The 15,532-nt window shown below is 69.1% G+C and carries 15 protein-coding genes; 5 read left to right on the top strand and 10 right to left on the bottom strand.

Annotation, left to right across the window (positions count from 1 at the left end; all coding sequences use genetic code 11):
• Positions 1-158 precede the first annotated feature (158 nt).
• The 6 genes from ACY466_RS07955 to ACY466_RS07980 all read right to left on the bottom strand — a co-directional run bounded on the left by ACY466_RS07955 (position 159) and on the right by ACY466_RS07980 (position 5,739).
• A complete protein-coding gene (locus ACY466_RS07955) occupies positions 159-1,571 on the bottom strand; it encodes an AMP-binding protein (protein WP_463251386.1) in 1,413 nt (470 codons plus the stop codon).
• Positions 1,568-2,251: an energy-coupling factor transporter transmembrane component T family protein gene (locus ACY466_RS07960; protein ID WP_463251388.1), complete on the bottom strand. Its 684-nt coding sequence runs from the start codon at positions 2,249-2,251 to the stop codon at positions 1,568-1,570. The genes ACY466_RS07955 and ACY466_RS07960 overlap by 4 nt, the downstream gene beginning before the upstream one ends.
• Entirely contained in the window at positions 2,248-2,928 is a 681-nt protein-coding gene (locus ACY466_RS07965) for an energy-coupling factor ABC transporter ATP-binding protein (protein WP_463251391.1), read from the bottom strand. Before ACY466_RS07965 ends, ACY466_RS07960 begins: the two co-directional genes overlap by 4 nt.
• Positions 2,925-4,052, bottom strand: coding sequence for a thiolase family protein (locus ACY466_RS07970; protein ID WP_463251394.1), 1,128 nt, complete (start codon positions 4,050-4,052; stop codon positions 2,925-2,927). Before ACY466_RS07970 ends, ACY466_RS07965 begins: the two co-directional genes overlap by 4 nt.
• Positions 4,049-4,639 carry a biotin transporter BioY gene (locus ACY466_RS07975; RefSeq protein ID WP_463251396.1) on the bottom strand — a complete coding sequence of 197 codons (591 nt, stop codon included), beginning with the start codon at positions 4,637-4,639 and terminating at the stop codon, positions 4,049-4,051. Before ACY466_RS07975 ends, ACY466_RS07970 begins: the two co-directional genes overlap by 4 nt.
• A 98-nt stretch (positions 4,640-4,737) precedes the next feature.
• Positions 4,738-5,739 carry an NAD-dependent epimerase/dehydratase family protein gene (locus ACY466_RS07980; RefSeq protein WP_463251398.1) on the bottom strand — a complete coding sequence of 334 codons (1,002 nt, stop codon included), beginning with the start codon at positions 5,737-5,739 and terminating at the stop codon, positions 4,738-4,740.
• A gap of 71 nt (positions 5,740-5,810) precedes the next feature.
• On the opposite strand from ACY466_RS07980, the gene ACY466_RS07985 reads away from it, so the two are divergent.
• Positions 5,811-6,962, top strand: a complete 1,152-nt coding sequence (locus ACY466_RS07985) for a class I SAM-dependent methyltransferase (protein ID WP_463251400.1) — start codon at positions 5,811-5,813, stop codon at positions 6,960-6,962.
• A 28-nt stretch (positions 6,963-6,990) separates the two neighbouring features.
• Here the strand turns inward: ACY466_RS07985 and ACY466_RS07990 are convergent, their stop codons facing one another.
• Positions 6,991-7,416: a hypothetical protein gene (locus tag ACY466_RS07990; RefSeq protein WP_463251402.1), complete on the bottom strand. Its 426-nt coding sequence runs from the start codon at positions 7,414-7,416 to the stop codon at positions 6,991-6,993.
• Between the two features lie 204 nt (positions 7,417-7,620).
• Between ACY466_RS07990 and ACY466_RS07995 the strand changes: the two genes are divergently transcribed.
• Positions 7,621-8,469, top strand: coding sequence for a Bax inhibitor-1/YccA family protein (locus tag ACY466_RS07995; RefSeq protein ID WP_463251404.1), 849 nt, complete (start codon positions 7,621-7,623; stop codon positions 8,467-8,469).
• A gap of 64 nt (positions 8,470-8,533) precedes the next feature.
• Here ACY466_RS07995 and ACY466_RS08000 read toward each other — a convergent pair whose 3' ends face one another.
• Together ACY466_RS08000 and ACY466_RS08005 are read right to left on the bottom strand one after the other, a co-directional pair.
• The gene (locus ACY466_RS08000; RefSeq protein WP_463251406.1) at positions 8,534-9,751 is read right to left on the bottom strand and encodes an acetyl-CoA C-acetyltransferase; all 1,218 of its coding nucleotides are present in this window, start codon (positions 9,749-9,751) and stop codon (positions 8,534-8,536) included.
• 80 nt (positions 9,752-9,831) lie between these two features.
• Complete coding sequence (locus ACY466_RS08005; protein ID WP_463251409.1) at positions 9,832-10,788, bottom strand: SGNH/GDSL hydrolase family protein; 957 nt, start codon at positions 10,786-10,788, stop codon at positions 9,832-9,834.
• A gap of 63 nt (positions 10,789-10,851) precedes the next feature.
• On the opposite strand from ACY466_RS08005, the gene ACY466_RS08010 reads away from it, so the two are divergent.
• The 3 genes from ACY466_RS08010 to ilvA are packed head-to-tail and all read left to right on the top strand — an operon-like array spanning position 10,852 to position 14,691.
• The gene (locus tag ACY466_RS08010) at positions 10,852-12,237 is read left to right on the top strand and encodes a cystathionine beta-synthase (protein ID WP_463251411.1); all 1,386 of its coding nucleotides are present in this window, start codon (positions 10,852-10,854) and stop codon (positions 12,235-12,237) included.
• 35 nt (positions 12,238-12,272) lie between these two features.
• On the top strand, positions 12,273-13,445 hold the full coding sequence (locus ACY466_RS08015) for a cystathionine gamma-synthase (protein WP_463251414.1): 1,173 nt from the start codon (positions 12,273-12,275) through the stop codon (positions 13,443-13,445).
• Between the two features lie 28 nt (positions 13,446-13,473).
• Positions 13,474-14,691 (top strand): threonine ammonia-lyase, encoded by a 1,218-nt coding sequence (gene ilvA, locus ACY466_RS08020; RefSeq protein ID WP_463251416.1) that lies wholly within the window; start codon positions 13,474-13,476, stop codon positions 14,689-14,691.
• Between the two features lie 85 nt (positions 14,692-14,776).
• Here ilvA and ACY466_RS08025 read toward each other — a convergent pair whose 3' ends face one another.
• The gene (locus ACY466_RS08025; protein ID WP_463251419.1) at positions 14,777-15,478 is read right to left on the bottom strand and encodes an FAD:protein FMN transferase; all 702 of its coding nucleotides are present in this window, start codon (positions 15,476-15,478) and stop codon (positions 14,777-14,779) included.
• Positions 15,479-15,532: the final 54 nt, after the last annotated feature.

Raw genomic sequence — 15,532 nt, forward strand, 5'->3', positions numbered from 1 at the left:
GTCTCTTTCTCGAACGCCCGAGCGGGGGCCGGTGAAGCGGTGGTGTCGAGCTGGGGGTCGAACCCGTGCCGCGCCGGCCACGGTACGGCCTAATTTGTAATCCAGATCACAAGCTATGTCAATAGTTTGTCCAGACAATATGACTACAGCCGGAGGTCTCAGGGCAAGGCTCGGTCCACGACCAGATCGACCACCGCCGGCCGATCGAGTTTGCCACGGGCCGTGCGCGGCAACCGATCCACGATCGAGATGTGGGTGGGAACCGCGGCGACGTCGAGGCGCGCGCGGAGGTGCCGCCGCAATGCGGACCAGTCCGGTGGTGCGGACGCGACGACGGCGGCCACGGGCACGTGTCCCATCCGAGGGTCCGGCGCTCCTGCGCAGGCAGCGTCGTCGATGCCCGGAAATTCGAGCAACGCACGTTCGACATCGGTCGGTTCGACGTTGAGGCCGCCGCGAACGATGGTCTCGCTGCGGCGCCCGGCCAGGAACAACCACCCGTCGCGAACCAGGCCTCGGTCTCCCACCGACATCCACCCGTTCTCCGGTCCGTCCCGGACGGTGCCGCGATCGAGATAGCCATCGAAGAGCATGTCGCTGCGTACGTGAACGATGCCGTCCCGGACGTCGACGTCGACACCGGAGACCAGTCGTCCCGCGGAGTCCGGTGGGGGGTTCTCGGTCGAGAGTCCGAGGGCCACCATCGACAGCTCGGACGCCCCGTAGTAGTGCGCCGTGGTCACTCCCGGCACGGCGGCGACCAATGCCCGACGCGCTGCGTCGGGCCAGAATGCGCCGGAGGACAACACTTCTCGGATCGACGGCGGTACCGGCGCACGACCGTGAACCAGATCGTGGGCGATGGTGGGCACCGTGTAGACGTGTGTGGGAGAGAACCCCGACGCGGGCCAGGCGGACAGCGGGCGGACGTCGACGGTCGCGCCTCGGGTGAGGCCGTGGAGCACGCCGTACAGGAAGTGGGTGTGGTCGAGCACCCCGGGCGCCGCCACCGTCGAGCGGTGATCCACCGTGAACTCCTCGTCGGATCGATCGAGCGTGCGTGACCACGACCGACGGTCTCGCACGAACAGCTTCGGTCGCCCCGACGTCCCCGACGTCAGTCCCGCGAGCAGCTCGGCGTCCTCGGGCGGAGCGAACTCCTGCGATGCCCTGGTCCGGGTGCCGAGTGCGACGACGTCGTCGGGCGTCGTGATCGGCCCGGAGACGCCCAGTCGGCGTAATCGCGCATGCACTCTCGAGGAGGCGACGACGTGGTCGCAGCCGCCGAGACGCAGAACCTCCCGCAGATGGTCCGCGGGAACGTGCCGGTGCAGCAGCAACACACTGCGTCCGGCGCGAATCGCGGCCACCACCACGACCACCGAACCCACGTCCGAAATCGGCAACACGGCCACTCGACCGGTCCCGGGCAGACCGTACCGGGCGGCCCCCGAGTGCTCCCACAGTTCGCGGTACGTCATCACTGCGTCCGCCGCGACGAGGGCGGGGGAGTCGGGGTCGGCCGCGACGCGTCGCTCGATGCGCTCGACGAGGGGGACGGAGTCGGTCATCGGGATCCCCGGTTCGCCTCGTCCTCGATTCGGTCGTCGCCCTGCTCGCCGCTGTCGTCGCCCTGCTCGTCGGGCTCGTCGGGGTCGTCCACCCCGCGCGCCACCAGGCTCTCGCCCAGCGCGTCCGCGGTGCGCAGAGCCCGCACCACGACGGGTGTCGCCAATGCGGTGACGGACCACTGCAGGCCCCGGGCCTTGCGGGCATCGGAGACCTCGTGGACGACCGCGGTGAGCAGGGGGACCAGCCGGATGGTCAGTGCCAGAAGCAATCCCACCCGATCCGGGTCCACCCCGAATCGCCGTAACGGTTGCATGACCCGCCCACAGGTGTCGAGCATCTCGGTCACCCTCGTGGTCACGGTCACCAGCGCCGCCAGGGACACGGAGAGCAGCAGCACACCGCAGACCACGACGGCGCGGGACGGCGAGGTGATGATCACCTGGAAGACGGCGATGATCGCGATCATCCAGACGAGCGGACGCAACTGCGCGAGAGCGACGCGAGGGCCGATACGACCGACGCCGTAGAGAACGGCGACGAGCAGAGCGGCGATCGCGACGTCGAGCGGGCGCCGCACCGTCGCGACCACGGCGATGATCGCGATCATCAATCCCAGCAACTTGGCACCGGCCGGAAGCCGATGCAGAACGGAGGTTCCCGGACGGAAGAGACCGATCACGAGAGCAGCGCCTCGTAGGCGGGAACGGCATCCGCCGGGGAACCGTCGAAGGCGATCGTGCCCTCGTGCACGACGACGACGCGGTCGTATCGACCGAGAAGCGACAGATGGTGGGTGACGACGACGACCTGCTGGTCGAGGCCCTCGAGAACGCCACTGACGAGCCGGGTGTTGCGCAGATCGAGCAGGGTGGTCGGCTCGTCGGCCACCAGCACCTCGGGCTCGCCGATCAGTACGGCGCCGATGGCCAGCATCTGCTTCTGTCCGCCGGAGAGCAGATGCGACGGATGGTCGGCGTGCGACGCCAGACCGAACCGGTCGAGAATGCGCGCGACGCGGGCGGCGACCTCCGGTTTGCTCAGCTTCGTCCGACGCAGCGAGAACGCGAGGTCCTCGCCGACGGTGGGCATGACGATCTGGTTGTCGGGATCGGTGAAGACGAAGCCGACCTTCCGCCGCACGCGGCCGCCCTTGCGGGCCACGTCGAGACCGTCGACCGTGACCGTCCCGGAGGTGGGGGTGACCAACCCGTTGATCATCCTGGCCAACGTGGATTTGCCGGACCCGTTGGAGCCGACGATGCCGACTCGGCGTTCGGTGATCTCGAGATCGATGTCGCGCAGCACCGACCGGTCTCCGTAGGAGTGGGAGACCTTCTCGAACCGGATGACGCTCACGCGGTGGTCCGTTGCACGACCATCGCCACGCCCTGGCCGCCGCCGATGGCGCAGGCCGCGAGACCGAACTCGGGGGAATCGTCACGGGACATCAGAGCAGCCAACCGTACGAGCAGAACGGCGCCCGACGCGCCCCACGGATGACCCATCGCTATCGCGCCTCCGTCGGGACACACCCGCTCGGGATCGAGGTCCAGCGCATCGACGACGGCGAGGACGACGGAGGCGAAGGCCTCGGTGATCTCGACGACGCCGATGTCGGCGAGGGTGAGCCCGCTCCGGGCGACCGCGGCCCGGATGGCGGGGACGGGGGACAGTCCGGGCAGTGCGGGATCGGTCGCGGCGACGGCCGAGCCGAGGACGCGCAGCGCGGGTCGGCCTCGGGCGCGCTCGGCGGTGGTGACGGCGAGCACGGCGGCGCCGTCGGAGATGCCGCACGAGTTCCCGGCGGTGGCGGTGCCGGCGGGATCGAACGCGGGGCGGAGCCGGGCGAGCCTGTCGACGGTCAGACCGCGTCGGATTCGCTCGTCGGTGGTTCGGCCGAACGTCGGGACGATCTCGGCCGAGAAGTCGGCGGCCGCGGCGAGGCGGTGCGACCGCGCGGCGTATCGATCCTGGCGCTCGCGGTCGATGCCCAGATCTCGGGCGAGGTCGTCGGCGGCGACGCCCATGTCCGGATCGGGGGTGTTCGCGGGGGTGAAGGGCGCTCGGGTGTAGCGAACGGGGTCACGCCCGGCGGACGGGGGGACGAACCGCCACGGTGCGGTGCTCGCGGACTCGACCCCGCCGGCGAGGATCAGATCATCCCCGGCGCGCACCCTCATCGCGGCCGTCACGACGGCGTCGAGACCGGATCCGCATTGCCGGTCGACGGTCACGCCCGGAACGCCGACGCCCAGACCGGCCTGCAGGGCGGACACGCGTGCGATGTTGCCGCCGGGACCGACGCAGTTCCCCAGCACGACGTCGTCGATCGGGCCCAGGTCGCGAACGCGTTCGGCCACGTCGGCGAGAACGACGGCAGCGAGATCGGCCGCGGTCGCGTCGGCGAATGCATGGCCGGCGGTCCCGATGGGGGTTCGCCGCGCGGCCACCAGGACGGGGTCGCGGTGCGCGGCCGTCACCCCGCGGTCGCGGCGGCCGACCTGCGCCGAGGTGCGATCAGGCCGGGGTAGGCGCGGTGCACGCCCGTGGCGACGACGGTGCCGACGACGACCTTGATCGCGTCACCCGGGACGTAGGCGCCGTTGGTCGCGATCGCGGCGCCGACACCCAGGTCGGTACGCAGCAGCAGACCGAGAACGCCGAAGGCGTAGATGACCACGATGCCGCCGACCGCGTTGATCAGCAGGCCGCTCCACAGCGAGTACTTCGGCAGCACGAGGCGAGTGAGCAGTCCGATGACGAACGCGCCGAAGACCCACCCCACCAGGTATCCGACGGTGGGGCCGGCGAAGACGCCCAGCCCCCCACGACCGCCGGCGAGCAGCGGGAGGCCGATGGCCACCAGGAAGAGCAGAACGAGAACCGACGCCGCACCCTTGCGCGCGCCGAGCACGGCGCCGGCCAGGATCACACCGAGGGTCTGCAGGGTGATCGGTACCCCGCTGATGCCGACCGTGATGGAACCGGGCAGGCCGAGGGCGGCGATGAGGGCGGCGAACACCGCGACCTGCGCCAGATCCCGTGCCGAGAACGTCTTCGAACGCACCGTGTCGTCTCCTGATCTTCGAGGTTTCTGTCCCGAATTGAACGGTGTTCAAGTTCGGGAACGGACTCAAATTAACCGGACGGCGACGGGTGCGCAAATCACCGTCGGTCCAGTGCCTCCACCATGGCGTCGAGGGTGGCGGCGCTGGTGTGTCGCGGATGCCACTGCAGCAGGTGCTTCGCGCGCGAGGTGTCCATCACCACCGACGTGCGACCGACGTGCACCCACTCCGCGGCGGCGGGAACCAGCGGCAATCGCTTCAGAATCGCGGACGCCGCCGATCCGACCGCCGCGGGCACCCGCACGGGAATCGCTCCCAGGGCGGACGCGACCCGAGACAGACTCACCACCCCGTCGCCCGCGATGTTGAACGCCCCCGGTGCGGCGTCGGTGGTGGCGCACGCTGCGATCGCCGACGCCACGTCGTCGTGGTGGATCAGCTGCAGAGGATGACCGGGGTCGGGAAACACCGGGCGCAACAACGGAATCGCCGCGATTGCGCCGGAGACGGCGGGAGGCAACTGCTCGGCGACCGCCCGCCACGGCATCGAGTCCGCCAGGGTCCGGGCCTTGGGTCCGGCCACGATGCACGGCCGCAGAACGTACACCTCGAGGCCTGATCCGTCGGTGACCTCGTGCAGTACCTCTTCGAGCTCTGCCTTCTGCTCGGAGTAGTAGTGCTCCGCCGATCCGCGCGTCGGTGTGTCCTCGGTGAGCGGCACCCGATTGTCCGCGTGATAGCCGTACGCGGCGACGGACGAGGTGTAGACCAACCGGGTCGGCCTCTCGGCCGCCACGGCGGCCTCGAAGACGTTCCGAGTGCCGGCGAGATTGATCCGGGCGCTCTCCGACCGCGATCCCATGATCAGGAAGGCGAGGTGGACCACGACGTCGGCGTCGGCGACGAAATCGCGGACCGCATCCCGGTCCAGGATGTCGCCCTGCCGATACACGGTCTTGGTCCATCCGTGGGCCGACGGATCGAACGGCCGCCGCGCCATTCCCAGAATCCTGTCGACCCTCGGATCGCGTTCGAGTTCGTCCACGGCCGAGATACCGATGTCGCCGGTCGGGCCGGTGATCGCCACAGTCAGTCCCATGTCCGGCAATGATGCCCCACCTCGGTCGCGACCGGGGCCGGTCTGCTCGCGAACAGTGAGAGACTGTCGCGGTGTCGGACCCGGAAACCATCTTCGAATCACTGCGGCGAGCCCCCGATGTCGAGGCTCCCAATCTGCACGCCGTCGACGCCTCCGATCGCCTGGTGCTCGCGGAGGCATCGACGGCGCTGTCCGCCGCGCCCGACGGTTCGGTGGCGGTGATCGGTGACCGCTACGGCGCGCTGACGCTGGGAGCTGCCGTGGCGCATGGCTTCTCGGCCCTACGGGTGTATCAGGATCCGATCACCTCGGAGATCGCGACGAATCGCAACGCGGCGGCCCTGGGCCTCACCGACCGGTTCACCCATCACGAACTCGGAGAGAGCCTGCTGACCGGGGCTCGGGTGGTGCTGCTGCAGTTGCCGCGGGCTCTCGCCGAGCTCGACGAGATGGCCGAGGCGGTGGCCCGCTGGGCGGACCCCTCGGTGCAGGTGTTCGCAGCGGGGCGCCTCAAGCACATGTCCCGCACCATGAACGACGTGTTGGGGCGACACTTCGAGACGGTGTCCGTGACCCGTGCGGTGCAGAAGTCCCGAGGGCTGATCGCCACGGGTCCCCGCACCACGGGTCCCCGCATCACCGGTCCCCGGGCACCGGAGGATTCGAGGTTCCCGGCCACCTCGCATCACGCGGATCTCGGTCTCACCGTGGTGGCGCACGGGGCCGTGTTCTCGGGCGAACGGCTGGACCTCGGTACGCGATTCCTCTGCTCGTTCCTCGACCGCACGCCCTCCCACGCCGGATCGATCGTCGATCTGGGCTGCGGCTCCGGAATCCTCGCGGTTCGCATGGCGCAGTTGCGACCCACCGCCACCGTCGTCGCGACGGATCGGTCCTCCGCCGCGGTGGCGTCGGCAGCCGCGACGGCCGCGGCCAACGGCGTGCAGGTGCTCACGCGTCGTGACGACGCGATGTCGGCGGAACCGGACGCGAGCGTCGATCTGATCGTGTGCAACCCCCCGTTCCACGAGAACGCTGCGGTGCACACCGGGGGTGCCGAGAAACTGTTCGCCGCGTCCCGCCGAGTCCTGCGGCCCGGCGGCGAGTTGTGGGCGGTACACAACACGCACCTGCGGTTCCGATCGATGCTGGCTCGCATGGTCGGACCCACCGAGGTCGTCGGCCGCAACGACAAGTTCACCGTCACCCGAACGATCAGGTGACGGTGAACCGGGGCGTGCCGACGATCGGTCAGGAGTAGAAGGAGCCGTCGTCCTCCGGGGTGCCGTCGATCTGGCCGCGGTGCGTCGCGGAGTTCTCGACGATGGTGCCGTCGACCACGTCGGCGTCCTTGGCGTCGTCTCGATCGGCCGCGAGATAGTCGTTCTCGTCGTCGCTGTCGATCACACGGTCGACCAGGTCCTCGGTGAGGTCGCTGTCGGGTGTCACGGACACCGGATCGGCCAGATCGTCCTCGAGCGGTACGTCGGGTACTTCCTCGGCCAGTTTCTGATCCAAGGTTTCGCCTTCGAGCGCCTCGCGCTCGGTGGTGCCGAACTTGTTCGCCTCACTCCAGGAGTCTGGCGGCGTCACCACGTCGTCGCCCACTCCCACTTCGTTCGAGTCGACGCTCTCGCTCTGGTCGAGCGTGTCACCCGGTCCGTCTTCGATGCTCATGCCGGTTGTCTTCCCCCGAGTGTTCGGTGCGAAACACCGCCGGGAGACCGGTAGAGTCCGTTTTGTCCGAACGATTCCGTGCGGCGGGAACTTCTGACGCCCGCGTACTCGTTGGTGAGATAGAAGGTCCTAGTCAATACGGCTCGGATCGAGGTTTCTCGGGTGGTTCCACGACTCGAGTACATACGAAAGGGATGAGACACGGTGCGCAGTTCCAGCAACCCGGTGTTCCGCAATCTGCCCAAGCAGGGGGGCGGCGGCTACGCCTCGTTCGGATCCGCCGCGGCCGGTGCCGGCGCGGTCACCCAGCAGTACGGAGCACCCCAGAGCGCTCCGCAGCCCTACCAGACCGGTGACGCGCCTCGCGCGATGACCATCGACGACGTGGTCACCAAGACCGCGACCACGCTCGGCGTGCTCACGGTCACCGCGATCATCTCCTACGTCATGGCGAGCAACAATCCGTCGCTCGCACCGCTGTTCGTCATCGGCGGCGGCATCATCGGACTCGTCCTGGTGCTCGTGGCCGTGTTCGGCCGCAAGATGGACAACCCCGGCATCGTGTTGGCCTACGCCGCCGCCGAGGGTGTGTTCCTCGGTGCGCTGTCGCTCATGTTCACCAACGTGGCGTTCGGCGGAGTGGGTGGCAGTGCGCTGATCGCCCAGGCCGTCCTCGGCACCTTCGGTGTCTTCTTCGGCATGCTCGTCGTCTACAAGACCGGTGCCATCCGGGTGACGCCGCGCCTGACCCGCATGATCGTCGGCGCGCTCATCGGTGTCGTGGTTCTCATGCTCGGCAACCTGATCGCCAGCTTCTTCATGGACGGCGGCTTCGGCCTGCGTGACGGCGGCCCGCTCGCCATCGTCTTCAGCCTCGTGTGCATCGGTATCGCCGCGTTCAGCTTCCTGCTGGACTTCGACCAGGCCGATCAGCTGATCCGCGCGCAGGCGCCGGAGAAGGCCGCCTGGGGTGTCGCTCTCGGCCTGACCATCACGCTGGTGTGGCTGTACGTCGAGATCCTGCGTCTGCTGAGCTACTTCAACAACGACTAGCAGTCCGCACGAAGAAGGGCCCCGAGCGCACGCGCTCGGGGCCCTTCTCGTCGTCCGGGAGAACTCAGCTGAGGCGTTCGAGCACCATCGCCATGCCCTGTCCGCCACCGACGCACATGGTCTCGAGACCGAACTGCTTGTCGTGCGCCTGCAGGTTGTTGAGCAAGGTCGCGGTGATGCGAGCGCCCGTCATACCGAACGGGTGGCCCAGGGCGATCGCGCCGCCGGAGACGTTGAGCTTGTCCTCGTCGATCTTCAGCTCGCGCGCCGAACCGATGACCTGCACCGCGAAGGCCTCGTTGATCTCGACCAGATCGATGTCGTCGATCGTCTTGCCGGCCAGCGCGAGGGCCTTCTTCGACGCCTCGATCGGACCGAGGCCCATGATCTCGGGGGACAGACCGGAGACACCCGTGGACACGATGCGCGCCAGCGGGGTCAGGCCGAGTTCCTTGGCCTTGGTGTCGGACATGATCACCAGGGCGGCGGCACCGTCGTTGAGCGGGCACGCGTTGCCGGCGGTCACGGTGCCGTCGGGCCGGAAGATGGGCTTGAGCTGGCTGACCACCTCGTACTTCGTTCCCGCGCGGGGACCGTCGTCGGTGCTGACGACGGTGCCGTCGGCCAGGGTGACCGGGGTGATCTCGTTGGCGAAGTGACCCTTGGCGATGGCCTCCTCGGCGCGGTTCTGCGACCGCACGCCCCACCGGTCCTGCTCCTCGCGGGAGATGCCGGTGACCTGCGCGACGTTCTCCGCCGTCTGACCCATGGCGATGTACGCGTCGGGCAGATTGCCGGACTCGCGAGGGTCGACCCACTTCTCGCCGCCCTCGGCGAGCTTCGCGGTGCGTGCCTGCGCGTCGGCGTAGACGGCGTTCTGGGTGTCCGGCAACGAGTCGGAGTTGCCCTTGACGAAGCGGGACACGGTCTCGACACCCGCGGAGATGAACACGTCACCCTCGCCGGCCTTGATCGCGTGCAGCGCCATGCGCGTCGTCTGCAGCGAGGACGAGCAGTACCGGGTGACGGTGGTGCCGGGGAGGAAGTCATACCCCAGCTGAATCGCGACGTTGCGGCCGATGTTGAAGCCCTGCTCGCCGCCGGGAAGACCGCAGCCCATGATCAGGTCGTCGATCTGCGTGGGGTCGAGGGCGGGAACCTTGTCCAGGGCGGCCTTCACCATCTGTGCCGCGAGGTCGTCCGGTCGCATGCTGACGAGCGACCCCTTCATGGCGCGGCCGATGGGAGAGCGTGCGATGGACACGATCACTGCTTCTGGCATGTGCGGAACTCCTCGTGTGGTGGGGGCATTCGTCCTGAGTGTGACATTCCTCGTACACGGCGCCCCCTCCGCCCGGTCGCCTACGGCAGGTCGGCTCGGGGCTCCCGGCGCATGACGTGCCGGTTGGCGGCGTCGGTGAGGCGCGCGACGAACCGACGGGACTCGGCGACGTCCGACACGGTGGGCAGGGTGGGAAGCGGACCACCGGCCCACTCGCCGAGCGCGGCGGCGAGCACGGGGAGGACCTGCTGCGCGGCGAGCTCGTACCCGGCCGCGGACGGGTGGAAGCGGTCGGCGGAGAACATGCGATCGGGCGCGGCCAGGAACTCCGGCGCGAGCAGGTCCGCGAGAGCGACGGGATGGCCGCCCGCGGCGAGGGTGGCCGAGGTCTGGGCGCGTGCGAGACGGTGTCCCCACGTGCGGACGACGCTGCGCAGGGGTTGGGGTATGGCGGTGACGACGCCGAGATCGGGACAGGTTCCGACGACCACGACGGTGCCCTTGTCGCGCAACCGGGAGACCGCGGTGCCCAGACGTTCCGCGGACGACGAGACCGCGTGCTTCTTGGTGACGTCGTTGGCCCCGATGAAGATCACGGCGGCGTCCGGCGGTGGACCGGCGATCAGCATGGCGTCGACCTGGCCCTCCAGGCCCTTCGACGTGGCGCCGGGAATGGCTTTCGTGCTCAACCGAATTCGTTTTCCGGTCTCCTCGGCCAGGCCACGCGCGACCAGTACCCCGGGAACCTCGTCGGCGACGAGGCACCCGATCCCGGCGGCCGTCGAATCACCGAAGATCATGAGATGGATGTCGCATTCCACGCCACGCCGCCACCTCTGTGGGGCGTCGCACCCGGCGGTGTAGACGCCGTCGGCCTCGGGTGGTTTGGCCGTGGTTCGACCGATGACGGTGCGCGCTGTCGTCGCCTGTCCGATGAGGTGGCGGTACGCGGCCCACGACAGCGTGCCCGCACCGGATCCGGCGACCACGGTGGCCGCACCGGCGCGTGCCGCGCTTCTCCAACTGCCCTGTGTCACGCTCTCGATTCTAGGGCGGTGTCCGGGTCGGAGGGGTCGGCGGCCGTCTGGGAGAATGGTGCCATGCGCATTGCGAACCACGTCGTCGACCTCATCGGCAACACCCCGCTGGTGAAGGTGAACTCGGTGGTGGCCGAGGGGGCGGCCACCCTCGCCGCGAAGATCGAGTACCTCAATCCCGGCGGGAGCGCGAAGGACCGCATCGCGGTCAAGATGGTCGACGCCGCCGAGGCATCGGGCGAGCTCCGCCCCGGTGGGACCATCGTCGAGCCCACGTCGGGGAACACCGGAGTCGGCCTGGCTCTGGTCGCGCAGCAGCGCGGGTACAAGTGCGTGTTCGTGTGCCCGGACAAGGTGGGCGAGGACAAGCGCAACGTGCTGCGGGCGTACGGCGCCCAGGTCGTCGTGTGCCCCACCGCGGTGGCACCGGAGGACCCCAACAGTTACTACAGCGTCTCCGACCGTCTGGTGCGGGAGATCGACGGCGCCTGGAAGCCCAACCAGTACGCCAACCCCGCCGGACCCGAGAGCCACTACGAGACCACCGGACCCGAGATCTGGAACGACACCGACGGCAAGATCACGCACTTCGTCGCGGGTGTCGGCACCGGTGGAACCATCACCGGAGTGGGCCGGTATCTCAAGGAGATGTCCGGCGGGACCGTGAAGGTCATCGGAGCCGACCCCGAGGGTTCGGTCTACTCGGGCGGCACCGGCCGGCCCTACCTCGTCGAGGGCGTGGGCGAGGACTTCTGGCCCAGCGCGTACGACCCCGCCATTCCCGACGAGATCATCGCCGTGTCCGACGCCGACTCGTTCGAGATGACCCGCCGTCTCGCCCGCGAGGAGGGGCTGCTGGTGGGTGGATCCTGCGGTATGGCCATGGTCGCCGCGCTCGAGGTCGCCGAGCGCGAAGGTCCCGACGCACTCGTGGTGGTGTTGCTGCCCGACGGTGGCCGCGGTTACCTCGGCAAGATTTTCAACGACAAGTGGATGAGTTCCTACGGGTTCCTGCGCACCCCGCTCGACGGTGACAAGACCGAACCGCTGATCGGTGACGTGCTGCGGGGCAAGTCCGGCGACCTGCCCGACCTGGTGCACACCCACCCCTCCGAAACGTTGCGCGACGCGATCGAGATCCTGCAGGAGTACGGCGTGTCGCAGATGCCGGTGGTCGGTGCGGAACCGCCCGTCATGGCCGGTGAGGTTGCGGGCAGCGTCAGCGAGCGCGACCTGCTGAGCGCGGTGTTCGAGGGGCGGGCGGCCATGTCGGACGCCGTGTCGAAGCACATGAGCGCGGCGTTCCCCATGGTCGGTGCCGGCGAGTTGGTGTCGACGGCGACGAAGATGCTCGGCGAGACCGACGCCCTCATGGTGGTCGAGGACGGAAAGCCCGTGGGCGTCATCACTCGCCACGATCTGCTGGGGTTCGTCAACGCCGCCTCCTGACCGCCGGGGTTGTCGGCGCCGATAGGCTGATCGGTATGAGTGAGCAGCGGAGCAAGTCCGACACCTCGTCCTGGCAGGGTTTCTCCACGCGCGCCGTACACGCGGGATACGAACCCGATGCGCTGACCGGGGCGGTCAACGTCCCGATCTACGCCAGCTCCACGTTCCAACAGGACGGCGTCGGAGGGATGCGGAACGGCTTCGAGTACGCACGCACCGGAAACCCGACGCGCCGACCGCTCGAAGCCAACCTGGCGGCTCTCGAACTCGGCCACTTCGGCCGCGCATTCGCGTCGGGCATGGCGGCGACGGACTGCGTACTGCGCACCGTGCTGCGACCCGGTGACCACCTGGTCATCCCCGACGACGCCTACGGCGGCACGTTCCGGTTGATCGACAAGGTCTTCACCCAGTGGGGCATCGAGTACTCGGTCGCCGCGGTGTCCGACGTCGACGCCGTCCGGCAGGCGATCCGACCGAACACCAAGCTGGTGTGGGTCGAGACCCCCACCAACCCGTTGCTGAACGTGGGAGACATCGAGGCGCTCGCGGGCGTGGCCCACGAGGCCGGTGCGAAGCTGTTGGTGGACAACACGTTCGCGTCCCCGTACCTCCAGCAACCCATCCCGCTGGGCGCGGACATCGTCCTGCACTCGACCACGAAGTACATCGGTGGGCACTCCGACGTCGTCGGCGGCGCGTTGGTGACGAACGACGAGGAACTCGACGCCGGGTTCGCCTTCCTGCAGAACGGGGCCGGCGCCGTTCCGGGGCCGTTCGACGCCTTCCTCACACTGCGTGGGATCAAGACCCTGGCACTGCGCATGGAGCGGCACAGCGACAACGCCGAGATGCTGGTCGAGCTGCTGAACTCGCACCCGGCCGTGTCGAGCGTGATCTACCCCGGATCGCCCGAGCACCCGTCCCACGCGGTCGCGGCGAAGCAGATGCGCCGCTTCGGCGGCATGGTGTCGGCTCGCCTCGCGGGGGGACGCCAGGCCGCTCTCGATCTGTGCGCACGCACGGAGATCTTCACGTTGGCCGAGTCGCTGGGCGGTGTCGAGTCGCTCATCGAGCACCCCGGTGCCATGACCCACGCGTCGACGGCCGGATCCAAGCTCGAGGTCCCGGACGATCTGGTCCGGTTCTCCGTCGGCATCGAGGACGGCGCCGATCTGGTGGGTGACATCGAGCAGGCCCTCGGCTGATTCGACCGATCCGGCTTATCCTCGGACGATGAACCTCGTGACGCAGGACCAGCTCGATCGAGCGCTGGCCCTGCTGGGTCCGGTGATGAGGCGAACCCCGCTGGTCGCCTCTCGTGTGCTCAGCGATCGAACCGGCCGCCAGGTCTGGCTCAAGTGCGAGAACCTGCAACGGACCGGCTCGTTCAAGCCGCGCGGTGCGTACAACCGCATCGCCCGGTTGACCGACGCCGAACGGGCTCGCGGAGTGGTCGCCGCCAGCGCGGGCAATCACGCGCAGGGGGTGGCCTGGGCGGCATCGGAACTCGGCGCGTCCTCGACGGTGTTCATGCCGATCGGTGCGCCGCTGCCCAAGGTGGTGGCCACCAAGGCGTACGGCGCGCAGATCCACCAGGTGGGCACCACCGTCGACGACGCACTGGTGGCTGCGCGTGACTTCGCCGACGAGACCGGGGCCGTCCTGATCCACCCGTTCGATCACATCGACGTGGTGGCCGGGCAGGCCACGGTCGGAGTCGAGATCCTGGACCAGATGCCGGACGTCGGCACCATCGTGGTGCCCACCGGCGGTGGGGGTCTGGTGGCCGGCGTCGCGGCCGCGGTCGCGCTCAGCGGCAAGGACGTCCGCGTGGTCGGTGTGCAGGCCGAACAGGCGGCGGCGTGGCCGGGTTCGCTGAAGGCCGGGACACCGGTCCGAGCGACGTCGATGTCCACGATGGCCGACGGGATCGCCGTGGGAATGCCGGGCGACGTTCCGTTCGCCCACGTCGACGAACTCGTGGATTCGGTCGTCACGGTCAGCGAGGATGCGCTCTCGCGCGCTCTGCTGCTGTGCATGGAGCGGGCCAAACTGATCGTCGAACCCGCAGGCGCCGCGGCGGCGGCCGCGTTGATGGATCACCCGAGTCGGTTCGCGGGTGACGGCCCGATCGTGGCCGTCCTGTCCGGTGGCAACATCGATCCCCTGCTGCTCACCCATGTCGTGGCGCACGGACTGCGGGCGGCCGGCCGCTACCTGGCGGTTCGGATCGTCATCCCCGATCGTCCCGGTGGGCTGGTCGGCGTACTCGGCGTGGTCCGGGACACGGCGGCGAGCGTGGTCGACGTGATCCACGCCCGCACCGCGGACCGGCTGGCGCTCGACGAGGTCGAGATCATGATGACGCTGGAAACTCGTGGGCCCGACCACCGCGCGGCGGTACTGGCCGCGTTGAGCGACAGCGGCTACGACGTGCAGGTCCAGGAGTAACGGTACGCTGCGGCCGGGCCGCGGTAACGGTCGGCGGCCGGGGCGCGGTGACGACCGGCGGCCGGACCGCGGTGACGAACGGTGGTCAGGCCGCGGTGACGAACTGCGCCGACGCCCGCTCGGCGGTGCCGGCGAGGGACTCGATGTCCCCGTGGGCGGCTGCGTCCGACAGAGCTGCGGCGACGACGGCGGACGATGCCGTGACGGTCGCCGTCGCGGCGGCACTGCGGGTGACCAGTGTCGTGCCCGAGGTGATCGACACCTGACCCGAGGCGAGCGAGACCTGCCAGCCGCTGACGGGGTTCGGTCCGGCGACGGCGACGTGGTCGGCGACGGAGATGAGAACGCCGCAACCGAAGCGGGCCGCGAGCGAGGAGGTGATGCGGTCCACCGTGACGGCGAGCGCGGTGGCGTCGAGGTTCACGGTGCACCAGGCGGGGAGGCGGACGGTGGTGGCGTCCAGCTCGATCTCGTCCCAGGATGCGTCGTTCGACGCGGACGAGGTGCGGACCGGATCGACGGCACCGGCGGTCAGCGCGGCGGCGTCGAGGGCGTGCTGCAGTTGGGTGCGCAGCGCGGGGGAGATGCGGACGGTGCGCCCGAACGAGCGGTTCAGGGTGCTGAGCTCGGAGTTCGGGCGGTCGGACGAGGTGACGTCCAGCGAAGCATCGAGTTCGACGCGAGCGGCCTCGGCCGCGTCGCGGACGCAGGAGGAATCGGTGACCACGAGGCGTACGTGCATGCCGTCGATGTCGAAACCTGCGAATGCCTTGGTTGCAAGACTCATTGTTGTTGCACCTCCGCTCCTGACATCGCTTCTCGGGTGACCGGCCGTTACACG

The organism is Rhodococcus sp. K11/5, assembly GCF_055193735.1.

Bases quoted from the DNA above. Each gene is read 5' to 3' on its own strand.
- ACY466_RS07955 (WP_463251386.1), bottom strand. From the start codon at position 1,571: ATGACCGACTCCGTCCCCCTCGTCGAGCGCATCGAGCGACGCGTCGCG.
- ACY466_RS07980 (WP_463251398.1), bottom strand. From the start codon at position 5,739: ATGGGACTGACTGTGGCGATCACCGGCCCGACCGGCGACATCGGTATC.
- ACY466_RS07990 (WP_463251402.1), bottom strand. From the start codon at position 7,416: ATGAGCATCGAAGACGGACCGGGTGACACGCTCGACCAGAGCGAGAGC.
- ACY466_RS08000 (WP_463251406.1), bottom strand. From the start codon at position 9,751: ATGCCAGAAGCAGTGATCGTGTCCATCGCACGCTCTCCCATCGGCCGC.
- ACY466_RS08010 (WP_463251411.1), top strand. From the start codon at position 10,852: ATGCGCATTGCGAACCACGTCGTCGACCTCATCGGCAACACCCCGCTG.
- ACY466_RS08015 (WP_463251414.1), top strand. From the start codon at position 12,273: ATGAGTGAGCAGCGGAGCAAGTCCGACACCTCGTCCTGGCAGGGTTTC.
- ilvA (WP_463251416.1), top strand. From the start codon at position 13,474: ATGAACCTCGTGACGCAGGACCAGCTCGATCGAGCGCTGGCCCTGCTG.
- ACY466_RS08025 (WP_463251419.1), bottom strand. From the start codon at position 15,478: ATGAGTCTTGCAACCAAGGCATTCGCAGGTTTCGACATCGACGGCATG.